The sequence below is a fragment of the Massilia cellulosiltytica genome (assembly GCF_047325105.1).
Taxonomy (GTDB): domain Bacteria; phylum Pseudomonadota; class Gammaproteobacteria; order Burkholderiales; family Burkholderiaceae_D; genus Telluria; species Telluria orientalis.
On record NZ_CP168562.1, the window covers coordinates 7,073,955 to 7,091,933 of the forward strand.

General features: G+C 64.7%; 23 protein-coding genes. 21 read left to right on the forward strand and 2 right to left on the reverse strand.

Features of this window, described 5'->3' with window-relative positions; translation table 11 throughout:
• The first annotated feature begins 18 nt into the window (after positions 1–18).
• The gene (locus ACEN9H_RS31140) at positions 19–933 is read left to right on the forward strand and encodes an NAD(P)-dependent oxidoreductase (protein WP_413673243.1); all 915 of its coding nucleotides are present in this window, start codon (positions 19–21) and stop codon (positions 931–933) included.
• Here the strand turns inward: ACEN9H_RS31140 and ACEN9H_RS31145 are convergent, their stop codons facing one another.
• Together ACEN9H_RS31145 and ACEN9H_RS31150 are read right to left on the reverse strand one after the other, a co-directional pair.
• Entirely contained in the window at positions 934–1,941 is a 1,008-nt protein-coding gene (locus ACEN9H_RS31145; protein WP_413673244.1) for a CapA family protein, read from the reverse strand. It abuts the gene before it with no gap.
• Positions 1,931–2,575 (reverse strand): dienelactone hydrolase family protein, encoded by a 645-nt coding sequence (locus ACEN9H_RS31150; RefSeq protein ID WP_413673245.1) that lies wholly within the window; start codon positions 2,573–2,575, stop codon positions 1,931–1,933. Before ACEN9H_RS31150 ends, ACEN9H_RS31145 begins: the two co-directional genes overlap by 11 nt.
• Positions 2,576–2,943: 368 nt before the next feature.
• Between ACEN9H_RS31150 and ACEN9H_RS31155 the strand changes: the two genes are divergently transcribed.
• The 20 genes from ACEN9H_RS31155 (at position 2,944) to ACEN9H_RS31250 (ending at position 17,958) form a co-directional block, all read left to right on the forward strand.
• Positions 2,944–3,747: an ABC transporter ATP-binding protein gene (locus tag ACEN9H_RS31155; protein WP_371770713.1), complete on the forward strand. Its 804-nt coding sequence runs from the start codon at positions 2,944–2,946 to the stop codon at positions 3,745–3,747.
• Entirely contained in the window at positions 3,744–4,523 is a 780-nt protein-coding gene (gene mlaE / locus ACEN9H_RS31160; protein WP_371763178.1) for a lipid asymmetry maintenance ABC transporter permease subunit MlaE, read from the forward strand. The genes ACEN9H_RS31155 and mlaE overlap by 4 nt, the downstream gene beginning before the upstream one ends.
• A 22-nt stretch (positions 4,524–4,545) precedes the next feature.
• Entirely contained in the window at positions 4,546–5,019 is a 474-nt protein-coding gene (gene mlaD / locus ACEN9H_RS31165) for an outer membrane lipid asymmetry maintenance protein MlaD (RefSeq protein ID WP_371763179.1), read from the forward strand.
• Positions 5,016–5,879, forward strand: coding sequence for a VacJ family lipoprotein (locus ACEN9H_RS31170; protein ID WP_082577524.1), 864 nt, complete (start codon positions 5,016–5,018; stop codon positions 5,877–5,879). Before mlaD ends, ACEN9H_RS31170 begins: the two co-directional genes overlap by 4 nt.
• Before the next feature lie 77 nt (positions 5,880–5,956).
• Positions 5,957–6,610: a phospholipid-binding protein MlaC gene (locus ACEN9H_RS31175; protein ID WP_371770711.1), complete on the forward strand. Its 654-nt coding sequence runs from the start codon at positions 5,957–5,959 to the stop codon at positions 6,608–6,610.
• Positions 6,611–6,612: 2 nt separating this feature from the next.
• Positions 6,613–6,888 (forward strand): lipid asymmetry maintenance protein MlaB, encoded by a 276-nt coding sequence (locus ACEN9H_RS31180; protein WP_371760708.1) that lies wholly within the window; start codon positions 6,613–6,615, stop codon positions 6,886–6,888.
• Positions 6,889–6,987: 99 nt separating this feature from the next.
• Positions 6,988–7,905, forward strand: a complete 918-nt coding sequence (locus ACEN9H_RS31185) for an ABC transporter ATP-binding protein (RefSeq protein WP_413673246.1) — start codon at positions 6,988–6,990, stop codon at positions 7,903–7,905.
• Entirely contained in the window at positions 7,902–8,669 is a 768-nt protein-coding gene (locus ACEN9H_RS31190; protein ID WP_056126124.1) for an ABC transporter permease, read from the forward strand. Before ACEN9H_RS31185 ends, ACEN9H_RS31190 begins: the two co-directional genes overlap by 4 nt.
• Positions 8,670–8,675: 6 nt before the next feature.
• Positions 8,676–8,912, forward strand: a complete 237-nt coding sequence (locus ACEN9H_RS31195; RefSeq protein WP_056126126.1) for a BolA family protein — start codon at positions 8,676–8,678, stop codon at positions 8,910–8,912.
• Between the two features lie 3 nt (positions 8,913–8,915).
• On the forward strand, positions 8,916–10,166 hold the full coding sequence (murA, locus tag ACEN9H_RS31200; protein WP_413673247.1) for a UDP-N-acetylglucosamine 1-carboxyvinyltransferase: 1,251 nt from the start codon (positions 8,916–8,918) through the stop codon (positions 10,164–10,166).
• A 143-nt stretch (positions 10,167–10,309) separates the two neighbouring features.
• Positions 10,310–10,984: an ATP phosphoribosyltransferase gene (hisG, locus tag ACEN9H_RS31205; RefSeq protein WP_056126129.1), complete on the forward strand. Its 675-nt coding sequence runs from the start codon at positions 10,310–10,312 to the stop codon at positions 10,982–10,984.
• Between the two features lie 5 nt (positions 10,985–10,989).
• Positions 10,990–12,315: a histidinol dehydrogenase gene (gene hisD, locus ACEN9H_RS31210; protein WP_413673248.1), complete on the forward strand. Its 1,326-nt coding sequence runs from the start codon at positions 10,990–10,992 to the stop codon at positions 12,313–12,315.
• Entirely contained in the window at positions 12,312–13,133 is an 822-nt protein-coding gene (locus ACEN9H_RS31215; protein ID WP_056126133.1) for a DNA-methyltransferase, read from the forward strand. Before hisD ends, ACEN9H_RS31215 begins: the two co-directional genes overlap by 4 nt.
• Positions 13,130–14,224: a histidinol-phosphate transaminase gene (gene hisC / locus ACEN9H_RS31220; RefSeq protein ID WP_413673249.1), complete on the forward strand. Its 1,095-nt coding sequence runs from the start codon at positions 13,130–13,132 to the stop codon at positions 14,222–14,224. The genes ACEN9H_RS31215 and hisC overlap by 4 nt, the downstream gene beginning before the upstream one ends.
• A gap of 20 nt (positions 14,225–14,244) precedes the next feature.
• Entirely contained in the window at positions 14,245–14,835 is a 591-nt protein-coding gene (hisB, locus tag ACEN9H_RS31225; RefSeq protein ID WP_160407275.1) for an imidazoleglycerol-phosphate dehydratase HisB, read from the forward strand.
• An 8-nt stretch (positions 14,836–14,843) separates the two neighbouring features.
• A complete protein-coding gene (hisH, locus tag ACEN9H_RS31230; RefSeq protein WP_082577525.1) occupies positions 14,844–15,485 on the forward strand; it encodes an imidazole glycerol phosphate synthase subunit HisH in 642 nt (213 codons plus the stop codon).
• Between the two features lie 25 nt (positions 15,486–15,510).
• Positions 15,511–16,287 carry a 1-(5-phosphoribosyl)-5-[(5-phosphoribosylamino)methylideneamino]imidazole-4-carboxamide isomerase gene (gene hisA / locus ACEN9H_RS31235; RefSeq protein ID WP_056126140.1) on the forward strand — a complete coding sequence of 259 codons (777 nt, stop codon included), beginning with the start codon at positions 15,511–15,513 and terminating at the stop codon, positions 16,285–16,287.
• 120 nt (positions 16,288–16,407) lie between these two features.
• A complete protein-coding gene (gene hisF, locus ACEN9H_RS31240; RefSeq protein ID WP_371770707.1) occupies positions 16,408–17,169 on the forward strand; it encodes an imidazole glycerol phosphate synthase subunit HisF in 762 nt (253 codons plus the stop codon).
• 43 nt (positions 17,170–17,212) lie between these two features.
• The gene (gene hisI, locus ACEN9H_RS31245; RefSeq protein WP_413675653.1) at positions 17,213–17,617 is read left to right on the forward strand and encodes a phosphoribosyl-AMP cyclohydrolase; all 405 of its coding nucleotides are present in this window, start codon (positions 17,213–17,215) and stop codon (positions 17,615–17,617) included.
• A complete protein-coding gene (locus ACEN9H_RS31250; RefSeq protein WP_056126145.1) occupies positions 17,617–17,958 on the forward strand; it encodes a phosphoribosyl-ATP diphosphatase in 342 nt (113 codons plus the stop codon). Before hisI ends, ACEN9H_RS31250 begins: the two co-directional genes overlap by 1 nt.
• Positions 17,959–17,979: the final 21 nt, after the last annotated feature.

Consider the following 17,979-nt stretch of genomic DNA (forward strand, 5'->3'; position numbering starts at 1 on the left):
TTTGCGCGAACTGCTAGCATGCAGATTCTGACAATCACGGAGAACAATATGGAGATCGGCTACGTCGGCCTGGGCGGCATGGGACATGCCATGGCAAGCAACCTCATTAGTAAAGGCCATACGCTCCGCGTGTGGAACCGCTCGCCCGGCAAGGCGGCCGACCTCGTCGCCAAGGGCGCCACGCTGGTCGAGCATCCGGGCCAGGCCGTGGCCGGCGACGGCGTCGTGTTCACGATGGTGGCCGATGACGCGGCGCTGGAGCAGGTCGTCGGCGGGCCGGACGGCATCGCGGCAAAACTGGGTCCGGGCGGTATCCACGTGTCGATGAGCACGGTGTCGCCGGAGACAACGCAGCGCATCGCCGCCCTGCACGCCGAACGCGGTGCCGCCTTCGTCGCCGCCCCCGTATTCGGCCGCCCGACCGCCGCGGCCGCCGCCATGCTGTTCATTCTGGTCGCGGGCGAAGCCGGCGCGCGCGACAAGATCATGCCGCTGCTGGAAACGATGGGCCAGCGCGTGTTCCCGCTGGGCGACGACCCCGTCGCCGCCAGCATCGTCAAGCTGAGCGGTAACTTCATGATCATGGGCGTCATCGAGGCGATGGCGGAAGCGGCGACCCTGTGCGAGAAATACGGCGTCGAGCGCTCGGCCATGATGGACGTGATGACCCAATCGATCTTCGCCACGCCGCTGTACGTCAATTACGGCAAGCTGATCGCGCAGCACGACTACGCCAGCCCCGGCTTCAAGCTGTCGCTGGGTTTCAAGGATGCGAATCTCGTGATGGCGGCCGCGCGCAAGGCCCACGTGCCGATGCCGCTGGCCAGCATGATGCACGACCGCTTCCTGTCCGCGCTGGCGAAGGACCGCGGCGAGCTCGACTGGACTGCGGCGGCGCTGAACGTGTCGGAAGACGCCGGTCTGCGAAGCTGATCACTCGTGCGGCGCGGCGGCATCCGGCTCGATGACGAGCAGGCCGCCGTCCAGCCGCGCCGTCGTGCCGAGATCGCGGCACAGCGCCTGCATGCGCGTATAAATCCAGGTGCGTTGCGTGTGGTCGGCAGGCAGCACGCGGCCGTGGCGGATGAACACCGGATGCAGCACGATGCGGCGCAGGGTGTCCTCGCCCAGGTGCACCTCGAACAGCAGTTGATGGTCGTTGCGCAGGTCCGCGTCGACGGCGTAGTCGTCGACGAGGTCGCCGGCCGCGTACAGGATCGGCCAGCCGCGGTACAGCTCGATGCCGTGAAAGATGTGGGCGCTGTGCCCGTAGACGATCTTCCAGCCGACGTCGATCGCGGCGTGAGCGAGGCGGCGCAGGTGCGGCGCGGGCGCCGTCACCCTGTTCGGCCCCCAGTGCAGCGACAGGACCGGCCAGCGCACGCCCGCCGCGCGCAGGGGCGCGAGCGCGCGGGCGAACGCGTCGGTGGCGGCCGCTTCGTCGTGCAGGCCGAGCCAGGCGATGCCGGGGTGAGTGTCCGTCGCGGCGAAATCGGCCTGGTGGTCGCAGAATGCCGCCATCCCGACCAGCACCTCGCCGCACGCCACGACGGCCGGAGACAGTGCCCATGCGAGGTCGGGGCCGGCGCCGGTGTGGGCGATGCCGTGTGCGTCCAGCGTGCGCAGCGTGTCGGCCAGGCCTTGTACGTCGTAGTCGAGACTGTGGTTGTTCGCGAGGCTCACCATGCGGATGCCGGCATCGGCCAGCGCCTGGCCGGCCGCCGGCGGCGCGGCGAAATAAAAGGCCTTGGGGACGCCGTGCCAGCGCTCCGGGCTGTCAGTGAGTGCGCACTCAAGGTTCACGATGGCCGCGTCGGCCGCACGCAGCAACGGAGAGACGGCTTCCAGTGGTGCGTGGATGCCGTCGCGCAGCATGACGTCGCGGACGTGGCGGCCCAGCATGACGTCGCCGCCGAACACGAGGCGCAGGTCAGGGCTCATGGGTGAACCAAGTCGTGAACCATTCGGACGCCAGCCGCGCCACCTCTTCCAATGTGCCAGGTTCCTCGAACAAATGCGTTGCACCGGGCACGATCGCCAACCGTTTTACGCAACCCAGCTCGGCATAGGCTTGCAGGTTCAGGGTGATGACGGGTTCGTCGGCGCCACCCACGATGAGGAGTGTCGGCGCCTCGACGGCGCGCAAGGCGTCGTCGCCGGCAAGGTCCGGGCGCCCGCCGCGCGCCACGACGGCCGCGACGGGCACCGCCGGATCGGCCGCCAACTGCAACGCGGCGGCCGCGCCCGTGCTGGCGCCGAACAGGCCGAGCGGCAACGGGGCCGTTGCGTCCTGCGCGCCCAGCCACGTTGTAGCCGCGCGCAGGCGGCCCGTCAGCAGGGAAATGTCGAATCGGTTATGGTATTGACGGTCTTCGTGCGGCGTGAGCAGGTCCAGCAACAGCGTACCGATGCCGGCGTCGCGCAGCACGTGCGCGACGTGGTTGTTGCGCGGGCTCAAACGGCTGCTTCCGCTGCCGTGCGCGAACAGCACGACGCCGGAGGGAGTGTCGGGCAGCTCGAGCATGCCTTCCATCGTCGCCGCGCCGCTGTCGATGTGGACCAGGGCTTTTGTCATGATCGTTAGACCGTCTGGCAGGGGCAAAGATTCGGCATCCGATTGTTAAATTGGGAAGTGACCGAAAGTCCGGTATTCGCCCGTTCCCGACGTCCGGGACAGGACGCCGAATCGCGATGTCGCGGATCTTCAGCAGGCCCTCATAAAAGGGTTTCCTTCAGGCATTTGTAAAGATTGTTTACTGATGTGAAACAATGTGTTGTATGCATAAGTTATTAAAAACAAGCACTTAGGTTCAAAAATAGCTGACTCGTGATTTAGTAATGTTGTAATATCACGTCGATAACATGCCAGGAATTGGGCCGTGTCCTGCAGGCCTTGCCGTTTCTGCACTACAATACGAGATTCTCCAAATACCAATATCCACTGTGTCCAACCTCGTCGAAATTCGCGATCTGCATTTTTCGTATGGCGATCGCCCGATCCTGCAGAACCTGAGCATGGACTTCCCGCGCGGCAAGCTGATTGCCGTGATGGGCGGCTCCGGCTCGGGCAAGACGACGGTCCTGCGCCTGATCGGCGGCCAGATCAAGCCGCAGCGCGGCACCGTCGCCGTGAATGGCGAGGTGGTGAGCCAGCTCGACACCGAAGGCCTGTACAGGTTGCGGCGCAAGATGGGCATGCTGTTCCAGTTCGGCGCGCTGTTCACCGACCTGACCGTGTTCGAGAACGTGGCCTTTCCGCTGCGCGAGCACACGGAACTGCCGGAAGAACTCATTCGCGACCTGGTGCTGATGCGCCTGAATGCCGTCGGCCTGCGCAATGCCGCGGACCTGAAGCCGAACGAGATCTCGGGCGGCATGGCGCGTCGCGTGGCGCTCGCCCGCGCCGTCGCGCTCGACCCGGCGCTGATCATGTACGACGAACCGTTCGCCGGCCTCGATCCGATCTCGATGGGCGTGACCGCCAACCTGATCCGCAACCTGAACGATGCGCTCGGCTCGACGTCGATCCTCGTCTCGCACGACGTGAACGAAACCTTCTTGATCGCCGATTACGTGTATTTCCTGTCCGCGGGCCGGATCGTCGCCTCGGGCACGCCGGACGAGATGCGCCGCTCGACCGATCCGTACGTCAAACAATTCGTGAACGCCGAGCCGGACGGCCCCGTGCCGTTCCACTATCCCGGCAAATCGCTGGCCGAGGACCTGGGCCTGGGAGGCAAGCGATGACCAATCCTCTCGCACTCCTTGGCGGCTTCGTCCTCGACACCTTCGCCCGCGTCGGCTTCGTCACCCGCTCGTTCGGCGGCCTGCTCGGCAAGGCACCGGGCGCGCTGCGCCGTCCGACCCTGATCTCGGAACAGGTCCACTTCATCGGCAATTATTCGCTGCTGATCATCACCGTGTCCGGCCTGTTCGTCGGCATGGTGCTGGGCCTGCAGGGCTATTACACGCTGAGCCAGTTCGGCGCCGAGGAAAAGTTGGGCCAGCTGGTGGCGCTGTCGCTGCTGCGCGAGCTGGGCCCGGTCGTGACGGCGCTGCTGTTCGCGGGCCGTGCCGGTACGTCCCTCACGGCGGAAATCGGCCTCATGAAGGCCGGCGAGCAGCTGACCGCGATGGAAATGATGGCCGTCAACCCGATCCAGCGTGTGCTGGCGCCCCGGTTCTGGGCGGGCCTGATCGCCATGCCGGTGCTGGCGGCCGTGTTCTCCGCCATCGGCGTGGTCGGCGGCTATCTGGTCGGCGTGCAGCTGATCGGCGTGGACGAAGGCGCGTTCTGGTCGCAGATGCAGGCGAACATCGACGTGCGCCGCGACATCATGAATGGTGTCATCAAGAGCTTTGTATTCGGCATGGCCGTGACGTTCACGGCCCTGTTCCAGGGCTATGAAGCGCAGCCGACGCCGGAAGGCGTGTCGCGCGCCACCACGCGCACCGTCGTGATCGCGTCGCTGATGGTGCTGGCGCTGGACTTCGTCATGACTGCCTTGATGTTCAACAAGTAATCTGAAGAGTTGGGAAAAACTTATGCATCGTAAATCCATTGACGTCTGGGTCGGCCTTTTTGTCCTGTTGGGTGCGTTATCGCTCCTTTTCCTGGCCCTCAAGGCCGGTAACATGAGCACGATCTCGTTCAGCAAGACCTATTCGATCACGGGCAAGTTCGACAACATCGGCGGCCTGAAGCCGCAGTCGGCCGTCAAGAGCGCGGGCGTGGTCGTGGGCCGCGTGGGCGACATTGCGTTCGACGACAAAAGTTTCCAGGCGATCGTCCGCCTCGATCTGAATCCTGCTTACAAGTTCCCGAAGGACAGCTCTCTGAAGATCCTGACTTCGGGCCTGCTCGGTGAGCAATACATCGGCATCGAGGCCGGTGGCGACATGAACAATCTCGTCGAAGGCGACCGCATCACCCGTACGCAATCGGCCGCAGTGCTCGAAGACTTGATTAATCAATTTATCTATAGCAAGGCAGCCGAAGGAAAGGACAGTAGCAAATGACGAACCGCAATGACTCCGCCTCGCCGCGTACCCGCACTGGCCTGGCGCTGACACTCGGTGCAGCCGTATTGCTGAGTGGCTGTGCGACGACCGCCAACCCGAAAGACCCGTTCGAGAAGTTCAACCGGGCCATGTTCAGCTTCAACGACACGGTCGACCGCGTCGCCCTGAAGCCGGCCGCAACTGCCTACAAGAACGTCACGCCGACCTTCGTGCAAACGGGCGTGAACAATTTCTTCGGTAACTTGACCGATTTGTGGAGCTCGCTGAACAATTTTGCCCAGCTGAAAGGGCAAGACGGCTTGAACGATTTCATGCGTTTTGCCGTGAACTCCACGCTGGGTCTCGCCGGCGTGCTGGACATTGCCACCCCGGCCGGCATGCGCAAGCATAACGAGGACTTCGGCCAGACCCTCGGCTATTGGGGCGTGCCGAGCGGTCCCTACTTGATGTTGCCGCTGCTGGGCCCATCTACGATCCGTGACACCGCGACCTTGCCCGCCGACTGGTGGGGCGATGCGTGGACCCACGTGAACGATGTGCCGTGGCGCACCAGTGGCATCGTCCTGCGCGCGGTCGACCAGCGTGCCAGCGTGCTGGACGCGTCGAACCTGCTGGAAGACGCCGCCCTCGACCGTTACGAATTCATCCGTGACGGCTACATGCAGCGTCGCAACAGCAAGGTGCTCGACACGGACAAGGCGCAGGAACGCGCCGACAAGGTCCACGAAAAACTGGAAAAGGTCCAGGAAAAGGTCGAATCGAAGCTGGGCGTGAAACTGGGCCCGAAACCGGTGCCCGAAGATGGCGCGGAAGAGCCCGCAGCGGCGCCCGTGTCATCCGAACCGGCCAGCAAATAGTTAACGACGGTACAGCCAGGCCGTCCGCGCAGCACGCGGGACCGCTTGGCCAGACCCAACCAAATTAAAGGAAGCGTATGAAGCCCATCGCAAAACTGATCGTGACCGCCGCCGCCGTGGCCATGTCCACCGCCGTTCTCGTCGCGCCGGCCCGTGCCGCCGTCGAGGCACCGGATGCCCTCGTGAAACGCGTCTCCACCGACGTCATCGATAGCGTCAAGGCCGACAAGGACATCCAGGCCGGCAACAGCAGGAAAATCATGGACCTGGTCAACAGCAAGATCCTGCCGTACGTCGATTCCGACAAGATGACGGCCCAGGCCGCCGGCCGCTTCTGGCGCCAGGCGACGCCGGAGCAGCAAAAGCAGCTGGCGGCCGAGTTCCGCACGCTGCTCGTGTACACCTATGCCGGTGCGCTGTCGCAGATCAAGAACGAAACGATCGAATTCAAGCCGTTCCGCGCCGACCCGGCCGACACGGAAGTCGAGGTGAAATCGCAGGTCAACCTGACCCGCGGCGAGCCGATCACCCTGAACTACCGCCTGGCCAAGGGCCCGCAGGGCTGGAAGATCTTCGACCTGAACGTGCTGGGCGCGTGGCTGGTGGAAACCTACAAGAGCACCTTCGCGTCGGAAATCGGCAAGAACGGCATCGACGGCCTGATCAAGAAGCTGCACGACCGCAACGAGCAGCTGGCCAACAAGCCGCTGGCCAAGTCCGCGCAGAAGTAAGCATGGCGGAAGCGAACCCCATGCTCTCGCTGGAAGCCCTGACGTTCGACAACGCGCAAGCGGCGTTGGCGCAGGGCTGCGCGGCCGTGTCCGCCGGCGAAACCGAGTTCGACCTCGGCGGCGTCAAGGCCGCCGACTCCTCGGCCCTGGCCCTGATGCTGGCCTGGCAGCGCCGCGCGCAGGGACAGGGGCGCAGTCTGAAATTCATCAATGTGCCGGCCAACGTCGATGCGTTGGCAAAGTTATACGGCGTCGACGGGTTGTTGGGCCGCGCGTAACCGCATTCTCGAAAACGCCACGGCCCGGAACGCCGTGGCGTTTTCTTCTATAATGGCTCGTTTCACCCGCACGGTTCCGGTCCTTCGGATCCCCAACGCATGACAGCAGCCATCCAGATCGACAGCGTCGAGAAAAGCTACAAGGGCTTCAAGGCCCTCAAGGGCGTTTCACTGAACATCGAACAAGGCGAATTCTTCGGCCTCCTCGGCCCGAACGGCGCCGGCAAGACGACCCTGATTTCGACCATCGCCGGCCTCATTCGTCCGGACGTCGGCAGCGTGCGCATCCATGGCCACGACGTCGTGAAGGATTTCCGCGAGGCGCGCATGAAGCTGGGCGTCGTGCCGCAGGAACTCGTGTTCGACCCGTTCTTCACCGTGCGCGAGACCTTGCGCCTGCAATCGGGCTATTTCGGCCTGAAGAACAACGATCCGTGGATCGACGAGGTCATGGAAAACCTCGACCTCACGCCCAAGGCGGACGTCAACATGCGCGCGCTGTCCGGCGGCATGAAGCGCCGCGTGCTCGTCGCCCAGGCCCTCGTCCATAAACCGCCCGTGATCGTGCTGGACGAACCGACGGCCGGCGTCGACGTCGAACTGCGCCAGACGCTGTGGAAGTTCATCGCGCGCCTGAACCGCGAGGGGCATACGGTCGTCCTGACGACGCACTACCTCGAAGAAGCGCAGGCCATGTGCCAGCGCGTGGCCATGCTCAAGACGGGCAACGTCGTCGCGCTGGACACCATGGCGCAGCTGCTGCGCCGCGTGTCCGGCTCGTCGCTCGTCGTGCACCTGAAGCACGGCGCCTTGCCGGAAGGCCTGCGCCACCTCGTCGCGCACGACGAACACAATGGCGGCAACACCTACACCCTGCGCGTCAACGAGTACAGCGAGGTGGAAGGCATCCTCGCGCGCCTGCGCGAAGCGGGTGCCGAGATCGACGAGATGCAGTTGCAGCAGGCCGACCTGGAAGACATTTTTATCCAGATCATGGAAGGGAGCCCGGTACGATGAACGCGTTTTCCGTGGGTTTCCGCACCCTGTTTTATAAAGAAATCCTGCGCTTCTGGAAGGTTGCCACGCAAACCATCGCCGCGCCCGTCGTCAGCGCGATGCTGTATCTGCTGATCTTCGGCCACGTGCTCGACGGCCGCGTCGAGATGCTCGATGGCGTCAGCTACACGTCGTTCCTCGTGCCCGGCCTCGTGATGATGAGCGTGCTGCAGAACGCGTTCGCCAACTCCTCGTCGTCGCTGATCCAGTCGAAAATCACGGGCAACCTCGTGTTCATCCTGCTGCCGCCGCTGTCGCACGTGGAGATCCTGTCCGCATACGTGACGGCGTCCGTCGTGCGCGGGCTGGCCGTCGGCCTGGGCGTGTTCGTCATCACGGCGTGGTTCGCGCACCTGTCGTTCGTGGCGCCGCTGTGGATCATCGTGTTCGCGCTGCTGGGCGCCGGCATCCTGGGCACGCTGGGCGTCATCGCCGGCATCTGGGCGGAAAAATTCGACCAGCTGGCCGCTTTCCAGAACTTTTTGATCACGCCTGCAACATTTTTGGCCGGTGTGTTCTATTCCATTAAGAAACTTCCGCCGTTCTGGCTCGCAGTCTCGCATTTCAACCCGTTCTTTTATATGATTGACGGGTTCCGCTATGGTTTCTTTGGCCAGTCCGACGTGTCGCCGTGGACCAGCCTGGCAATCGTCGCCGTCTTCTTCGTGGCCCTGGCCGCTATCGCAATCAATCTGCTTCGCCGCGGCTACAAGCTGCGTCACTGAAAAAACATGGTTACTACACCCGAACTCATCCACGGCTACATCCAAAAGGGCCTGGAATGCACCCACCTGGAAGTGGAGGGCGATGGCCAGCATTTCAGCGCCGTCATCGTCTCGCCTGCATTCGCCGGCAAGAGCCGCATCCAGCGCCACCAGATCGTCTATGCCGCCCTGGGCGACCGCATGCGTGAGGAAATCCACGCGCTGTCGATGAAGACGCTGACCCCGGACGAGTATCAAGGATAATCAATGGACAAGCTCCAGATCGTCGGCGGCAAGCGCCTGAACGGTGACATCCCCATCTCGGGCGCCAAGAACGCGGCGCTCCCGATCCTGTGCGCGGGCCTGCTGACGGCCGGCGACCTCGCCCTGTCGAACGTGCCGCGCCTGCACGACGTGCGCACGATGCTGCGCCTGCTCGAACAGACCGGCCTGAAGGTCACGCAGGACGACGAGAACGTCGTGCTGAACGGTTCCGCCATCAACACCCTCGTCGCACCGTACGAGCTGGTGAAGACGATGCGCGCAGCTATCCTCGTGCTGGGCCCGATGCTGGCGCGCTTCGGCGAAGCCAAGGTGTCGCTGCCGGGCGGTTGCGCGATCGGTTCGCGTCCCGTCGACCAGCACATCAAGGGCCTGCGCCAGATGGGCGCCGACATCACGATCGAGGGCGGCTACATCCACGCGAAGGCATCGCGCCTGAAGGGCGCCCGCATCCACACGGACATGATCACCGTGACGGGCACCGAGAACCTGCTGATGGCCGCCACGCTGGCCGACGGCGAGACGATCCTGGAAAACGCCGCGCGCGAACCGGAAGTGACGGACCTCGCGAACATGCTCGTGGCGATGGGCGCGAAGATCGACGGCATCGGCACCGACCGCCTCGTGATCCAGGGCGTCGACAGCCTGCACGGCACCGAACATGGCGTCATTTCCGACCGCATCGAAGCGGCCACGTTCCTGTGCGCCGTCGCGGCGACGGGCGGCGACATCCGCATCACCCGCACCCGTACCGACATCTTCGACGTGGCCATCGACAAACTGCGCGAGATGGGTGTCCAGCTGACCGTGGAAGGCGACAGCATCCGCGCGCGCATGGACGGCCGTCCGCAGCCGGTGTCGTTCCGTACCACGGAATACCCGGGCTTCCCGACCGACATGCAGGCCCAGTTCATGGCCGTGAACACGATCGCGAACGGCTCGAGCCGTGTCACCGAAACCATCTTCGAAAACCGCTTCATGCACGTGCAGGAAATGAACCGCCTGGGCGCGCAGATCTCCACCGAGGGCAACATGGCCTTCATCAAGGGCGTCGACCGCCTCGTCGGCGCGCCCGTGATGGCGACCGACCTGCGCGCATCGGCATCCCTCGTGATCGCCGGCCTGGCCGCCGAGGGCACGACCCTCGTCGACCGCATCTATCACCTCGATCGCGGGTATGACCGGATGGAGGCGAAGTTGTCGGCGGTGGGCGCGGATATCGTACGGATCAAATAAAGACAAAGCGTCATTCCCGCGCAGGCGGGAATCCATGCTGAGCTTCCGATGGAAGCCAACGAAGATTTACCGAATCAGCTGCCGGAGCTTCAGTATGGGTTCCCGCTTTCGCGGGAACGACGGCACAAACCAAAACTAGTCACATGAACGACACCACTCGGGACAGCTCGCAGCTGATCCTCGCCCTCTCGAAGGGCCGCATCTTCGAAGATACGCTGCCGCTGCTGTCCGCGGCCGGCATCGAGGTACTGGAAAATCCGGAAACCTCGCGCAAGCTGATCCTCGCCACCAACGATCCCGGCATCCGTGTGCTGATCGTGCGCGCCAGCGACGTGCCGACCTATGTCCAGCATGGCGCCGCCGACTTCGGCGTGGCCGGCAAGGACGTGCTGCTCGAGCATGGCGGCGAAGGGCTGTATCAACCGATCGACCTGCGCATTGCCTGCTGCCGCATGTCCGTGGCCGCCAACGCCGGCTTCGACTACGACAACGCCGTGCGCCAGGGCGCGCGCCTGCGCGTGGCCACCAAGTTCGTGCACACGGCGCGCGAGCACTTCGCCAAGAAGGGCGTGCACGTCGACCTGATCAAACTGTATGGCTCGATGGAGCTGGCGCCGCTGGTCGGCCTGTCCGACGCCATCGTCGACGTCGTGTCGACGGGCGGCACGCTGCGCGCCAACAACCTGGTCGAAGTGGAGAAGATCATGGAGATCTCGTCGCGCCTCGTCGTCAACCAGGCCGCGCTGAAACTCAAGCGCGAGCGCCTGCAACCGATCATCGACGCGTTCGAACGCGCGTCCAAGCAGCAGCAATGCTAACGACCATGTCCATCACGATCCGCAAACTCGATTCCACCGCCGCCGATTTCCAGCAGACCCTGAACACGCTGCTCGCGTTCGAAGCGGAGACCGACGACGCCATCGAAACCGCCGTGGCGAACATCCTCGCCGACGTGAAGGCGCGCGGCGATGCCGCCGTGCTGGAATACACGAACAAGTTCGACCGGCTCCCGAACGGCGGCGCCACCAGCATGGCCGCGCTCGACGTCACGCAGGAAGAGCTGCAGGAAGCGTTGAATGCGCTGCCGGAGTCGCAACGCGCCGCGTTGCGCACGGCGGCAGAGCGCATCCGCGTCTTCCACGAGCGCCAGAAGCAGGAACTGAACGGCTTTACGTACACGGAGCCGGACGGCACGGTGCTGGGCCAGCGCGTCACGCCGCTGGACCGCGTGGGCATCTACGTCCCGGGCGGCAAGGCCGCGTATCCGTCGTCCGTGCTGATGAACGCGATCCCTGCCAGGGTCGCGGGCGTGAAGGAAATCGTGATGGTCGTGCCGACGCCGGACGGCGTCAAGAACCGCATGGTGCTGGCCGCCGCGGCGATCGCCGGCGTCACGCGCGTGATCACGATCGGCGGCGCACAGGCCGTCGGCGCGCTCGCGTACGGCACGGCGACCATCCCGCCGGTCGATAAAATCGTCGGCCCCGGCAATGCCTATGTCGCCGCCGCGAAGCGCCGCGTGTTCGGCACGGTGGGCATCGACATGATCGCGGGCCCGTCGGAAATCCTCGTGCTGTGCGACGGCACCACGGATCCGGACTGGGTCGCGATGGACCTGTTCTCGCAGGCCGAGCACGACGAGCTGGCGCAGGCGATCCTGCTGTGCCCCGACGCGGACTACATCGCCAAAGTGGAAGCGAGCATCCACAAGCTGCTGCCGACGATGCCGCGCAAGGACACCATCGCCACGTCGATGACGGACCGCGGCGCATTGATCCGCGTGCGCGACATGGATGAAGCGTGCGCCATCGCGAACGCCATCGCGGCCGAGCACCTGGAGATCTCCGCCGAGGAGCCGCAGCAGTGGGCCGATAAAATCCGTCACGCGGGCGCGATGTTCCTGGGTCGCTTCTCGTCCGAATCGCTGGGCGACTATTGCTGCGGCCCGAACCACGTGCTGCCGACGTCGCGCACGGCGCGCTTCTCGTCGCCGCTGGGCGTGTACGATTTCCAGAAGCGCTCGTCGATCCTGTTCGTGTCGCAGGCCGGCGCGCAAACGCTGGGCAAGGTCGCGGCCGAACTCGCATACGGCGAGGGCCTGCAGGCGCACGCGCGCAGCGCAGAATTACGGATCGAATCGGGATCATGACGGCCTGGCTCGATCAGGTCTTCTGCGAGGATGCGCTCGAAGGCATGGCGCGCATTCCCGATCGCAGCATCGACCTGATCCTGACGGACCCGCCGTACAATCTCGGCAAGGATTACGGCAACGGCTCGGACCAGCAGAGCGTGGAGGATTACCTCGCGTGGACCGAGCGCTGGATTGATTGTGCGCTGCCGAAACTGAAGGACAACGGCAGCCTGTACATCTTTCTCACGTGGCGCTTCGCGCCCGAGATCTTCGTCATGCTCAAGCGGCGCATGACGATGATGAACGAGATCATCTGGGACCGCCGCGTCCCCTCGATGGGGGGCAGCACCAGGAGCTTTTCCTCGGTGCACGACACCATCGGCTTCTTCGTGAAGCGCAAGGATTATTATTTCGACTTGGACTCCGTGCGTATCCCGTACGACGCCGAGACGAAGAAGGCGCGATCGCGCTCGATCTTCGTGGGCGCCAAGTGGCTGGAAGTGGGTTACAACCCGAAGGACCTGTGGAGCGTGTCGCGCCTGCATCGCGAACATGCGGAACGGGTCGACCATCCGACCCAGAAGCCGCTCGAGATCATCGAGCGCATGGTCAAGGCGTCGTGCCCGCCGGGCGGCGTCGTGCTCGACCCGTTCATGGGCAGCGGCACGACGGCTCTGGCTGCAAAACGCCTCGGCCGGCATTTCACCGGTTTCGAGCTGAACCCCGCCTACTGCGCGACCATCGCGGAACGCTTGTCCGCTCCCGCGCAGCCGGCCACCAAGAAACGCAAGGGCGTCCGCGTGGACGCCGCCACCGAAGGAGTAGACCAAGCATGACCAGCATCGACAAGCTCATCGCCAACACGATCCGCGAGGACGTCCGTGCCGGCCATATCTACAACGTGCCGGATTCGAGCGGCTACATCAAGCTGGACGCGATGGAAAACCCGTACCAGCTGCCGGATGCGCTGCGTGCCGAGCTGGCCCAGCGCCTGGCGGACGCCGTCCTGAACCGCTATCCGGTGCCGTCGTATGCCGGCATCAAGGAACGCATCCGTGCCAAGCTGGGCGTGCCGGCCGGGTTCGACGTCATCCTCGGCAACGGCTCCGACGAGATCATCTCGATCCTGTGCACCGCCACCGCGCGTCAAGACAAACGCGCGGTCGTGCTGGCCCCGATCCCCGCGTTCGTGATGTTCCAGCGCTCCGCCCAGTTCGCGGGCATGGACTTCGTCGGCGTGCCGCTGAAGGCCGACTTCTCGCTGGACCGCGCCGCCATGCTGGCCGCGATCGTCGAGCACAAGCCGAGCCTCGTGTTCCTCGCCTACCCGAACAACCCGACCGGCAACCTGTACGACGAGGCCGACATGGTCGCCATCATCGAAGCGCTGGGCGAGAATGGCATCGTCGTGGCCGACGAGGCGTATCACCCGTTCGCCCGCACGAGCTTCATGGACAAGCTGCCGCAGTATCCGAACCTCGTCGTGATGCGCACGCTGTCGAAGCTGGGCCTGGCCGGCATCCGCCTGGGCTACCTCGCTGCCGCACCGGCGCTGCTGGAACAGTTCGACAAGGTGCGGCCGCCGTACAACGTCAACGTATTGACGCAGGTGGTGGCCGAATTCGCGCTCGACCACGTCGAGGTGCTGGACGAGCAGGCCGCCCGTTTGAACGAGGCGCGCACGGAACTGGCCGCCGCCATGGCCGCGCTGCCGGGCGTGACGGTGTTCCCGTCGAGCGCCAATTTCATCACCTTGCGCGTGCCGGACGCAGAAAAGACCTGCGCTAAACTGTTCGCAGAACGGGTACTGATTAAAAATTTGAGTAGAATGCATGAATTGCTGGCCAATTGCATCCGTGTTACGGTCAGCACCCCGGAAGAAAACTCCGTATTCCTGAATGCCCTGAAGGCTTCGCTGCAAGCCTGAACACCGCCGAGCACCTAGCAATGACCCGCACCGCAGAAATCACGCGCAACACGAGCGAAACGCAGATCCGCGTCGCGCTCAACCTGGACGGCACCGGCCGCCAGAAACTCAATACCGGGGTGCCGTTCCTCGACCACATGCTGGACCAGATCGCGCGCCACGGCCTGATCGACCTGGAAGTCGAGGCCGTCGGCGACCTGCACATCGACGACCACCACACCGTCGAGGACACGGGCATCACGCTGGGCATGGCGGTCGCCAAGGCCATCGGCGATAAAAAAGGTATCCGGCGCTACGGCCATGCCTACGTGCCGCTGGACGAGGCGCTGTCGCGCGTCGTGATCGACTTTTCCGGCCGTCCGGGCCTGGAATGGCACGTGCCGTTCACCCGCGCGACCATCGGCCGCTTCGACGTCGATCTGACCATCGAGTTCTTCCGCGGCTTCGTCAACCACGCCGGCGTGACGCTGCACGTGGATAACCTGCGCGGCGTGAACGCGCACCACCAGTGCGAGACCGTCTTCAAAGCGTTCGGCCGCGCGCTGCGCATGGCGTCCGAGCTGGATGACCGCGCCGCGGGCACGATCCCGTCCACCAAGGGCAGCCTGTAAAGAGAATCATGAACAAGATTGTTGTTGTCGACTACGGCATGGGCAACCTGCGTTCGGTTGCGCAGGCCCTGCGCGCCGTCGCGCCCGAAGCCGACGTCCAGATTTCCGGCGACGCGGCCGCCATCGACGCGGCCGACCGCATCGTCCTGCCCGGCCAGGGCGCCATGCGCGACTGCATGCGCAGCCTGCGCGAATCCGGCGTCGAGGACGCCCTGCTGCGCGCGGCGAAAACCCGGCCGATGATGGGCGTGTGCGTGGGCGAGCAGATGCTGTTCGATTCGAGCGACGAGAACGGCGGCGTGCCCGGCCTGGGCCTGCTGCCCGGTAAAGTCGTGCGCTTCGAACTCGATGGCAAGCTGCAGGCCGACGGCTCGCGCTTCAAGGTGCCGCAGATGGGCTGGAACCGCGTGCACCAGAAGCGCGCCCACCCGCTGTGGGAAGGCGTCGCCCCGGACAGCTATTTCTATTTCGTGCACAGCTATTACGCGAAGCCCGCCGAGGCGCAGGACGCCATCGGCGAGACCGACTACGGCGGACAATTCTGCTGCGCGGTCGCGCGCGACAACATCGTCGCCACCCAGTTCCACCCCGAGAAAAGCGCGGCCGCCGGCCTGCGCCTGTATCGCAATTTCGTCCACTGGAATCCCTGAGTTACCTAATCAACCGACTACGACCATGCTGCTGATCCCCGCCATCGACCTGAAAGACGGTCACTGCGTTCGCCTGAAACAGGGCGACATGGACCTCGCCACCGTGTTCTCCGAAGATCCCGCCGAGATGGCGCTGCACTGGCTCAAGAAGGGTGCGCGCCGTCTGCACCTGGTCGACCTGAACGGTGCGTTCGCGGGCAAACCGAAGAACGAAGAGGCGATCAAATCGATCCTGCAAGTCGTGCAGGAGTACGCCGAAGACAACGACCTGGACGAGATCCCGGTCCAGCTGGGTGGCGGCATCCGCGACCTGGACACCATCGAGCGCTACCTGGACGACGGCATCACCTACATCATCGTGGGCACTGCCGCCGTCAAGAACCCGGGCTTCCTGCACGACGCCTGCGGCGCCTTCCCGGGCAGCATCATCGTCGGCCTGGACGCCAAGGACGGCAAGGTCGCGACCGACGGCTGGAGCAAGATGTCCGGCCACGAAGTCATCGACCTGGCCCAGAAATTCGAAGGCTACGGCGTGGAATCGATCATCTACACCGACATCGGCCGCGACGGCATGATGGGCGGCGTGAACATCGAAGCGACCGTGCGCCTGGCGCAGGCCGTCAAGATCCCGATCATCGCCTCGGGCGGCCTGCACAACCTGGCCGACGTGGAAGCCCTGTGCGCCGTGCAGGACGAGGGCATCGAAGGCGTGATCTGCGGCCGCTCGATCTACGAAGGCACGCTCGACCTGACCAGCGCGCAGGAGCGCGCGGATGAACTCACCGAGGGCGCGCAGGCGTAATTCGCCCCTCAACCCGTCGTTCCCGCGAAAGCGGGAACCCATGCCGAGTGCGATAACGCTACGTCAGCATGGATCCCCGCCTGCGCGGGGATGACGTACGAACGCTAACGCAAAGATTTTATGCTCGCAAAACGCATCATCCCCTGCCTGGACGTCACCGGCGGCCGCGTCGTCAAGGGCGTCAACTTCACCGAACTGCGCGATGCCGGCGACCCGGTCGAGATCGCGCGCCGCTACAACGAGCAGGGCGCCGACGAGATCACCTTCCTCGACATCACCGCCTCGAGCGACGGCCGCGACCTGATCCTGCCGATCATCGAAGCGGTCGCGTCGTCCGTGTTCATTCCGCTGACCGTGGGCGGCGGCGTGCGCAAGGTCGAGGACGTGCGCCGCCTGCTGAACGCCGGCGCGGACAAGGTGTCGATGAACACCTCGGCCGTCACCAACCCGCAACTCGTGTACGACGCGTCGCAGAAACACGGCGCCCAGTGCATCGTCGTCGCCATCGACGCCAAGCAGGTCGCGCCCGGCAAGTGGGAAGTCTTTACCCACGGCGGCCGCAACGCGACCGGCATCGATGCCGTCGAATGGGCCCGCAAGATGGAAAGCCTGGGCGCCGGTGAACTGTTGCTGACCAGCATGGACCGCGACGGCACCAAGTCCGGCTTCGACCTGGGCCTGACGCGCGCCGTGTCGGACGCCGTCGGCATCCCCGTGATCGCCTCGGGCGGCGTGGGCGGCCTGAAGGACCTCGCCGATGGCGTGCAGGAAGGGCATGCCGACGCCGTGCTGGCCGCGAGCATCTTCCACTACGGGCAGCACACGGTCGGCGAAGCGAAGCGCTTCATGGCGGACCGCGGCATCCCGATGCGCCTCGACTGATTGATGGAACCGACGACCATGGTGACCCCGCCCACCCCCGACGATCCCGGCCCAGCCCTGGCTCAAGAAAGTCCAATGGGACGAGCACGGCCTCGTGCCGGTGATCGCCCAGGAAGCCGCCACCGGCGACATCCTGATGTTCGCCTGGATGAACCGCGAAGCCCTGGCCAAGACCGTGGAGCTTGGCGAAGCCGTGTACTGGAGCCGCTCGCGCAAGAAACTGTGGCACAAGGGCGAAGAGTCCGGCCACGTGCAGAAAGTGCTGGAAATCCGCCTCGACTGCGACGAAGACGTGGTGCTGCTGAAGGTCGAGCAGGCCGGCGGCATCGCCTGCCATACCGGCCGCCATTCCTGCTTCTTCCAGAAGTTCGAGGACGGCGACTGGAACAGCGTCGAGCCCGTGCTGCAGGATCCGGACACCATCTATACCAACGCAAAGAAGAAATAATGAGCACGCAACTGGAACGCCTCGCGGCCGTCATCGAATCCCGCAAGCCGGCCAACGGCGGCGACCCGACGGCCTCGTACGTCGCGAAGCTGTTCGCCAAGGGCGACGACGCCATCCTGAAAAAGATCGGCGAGGAAGCCGTCGAGACCGTGATGGCCGCGAAGGACGTGCGCGCCGGCGCGGATGTGTCGAAGCTGCTGTACGAGACGGCCGACCTGTGGTTCCATTCGATCGTCCTGCTGGCGCAGTTCGGCCTCACGCCGCAGCAGGTGCTGGACGAACTGGCACGGCGCGAAGGCATTTCCGGCATCGAGGAAAAAGCGTCGCGTCCGAAAGACTGAGCCCGGCTGTCACGCCGGCGT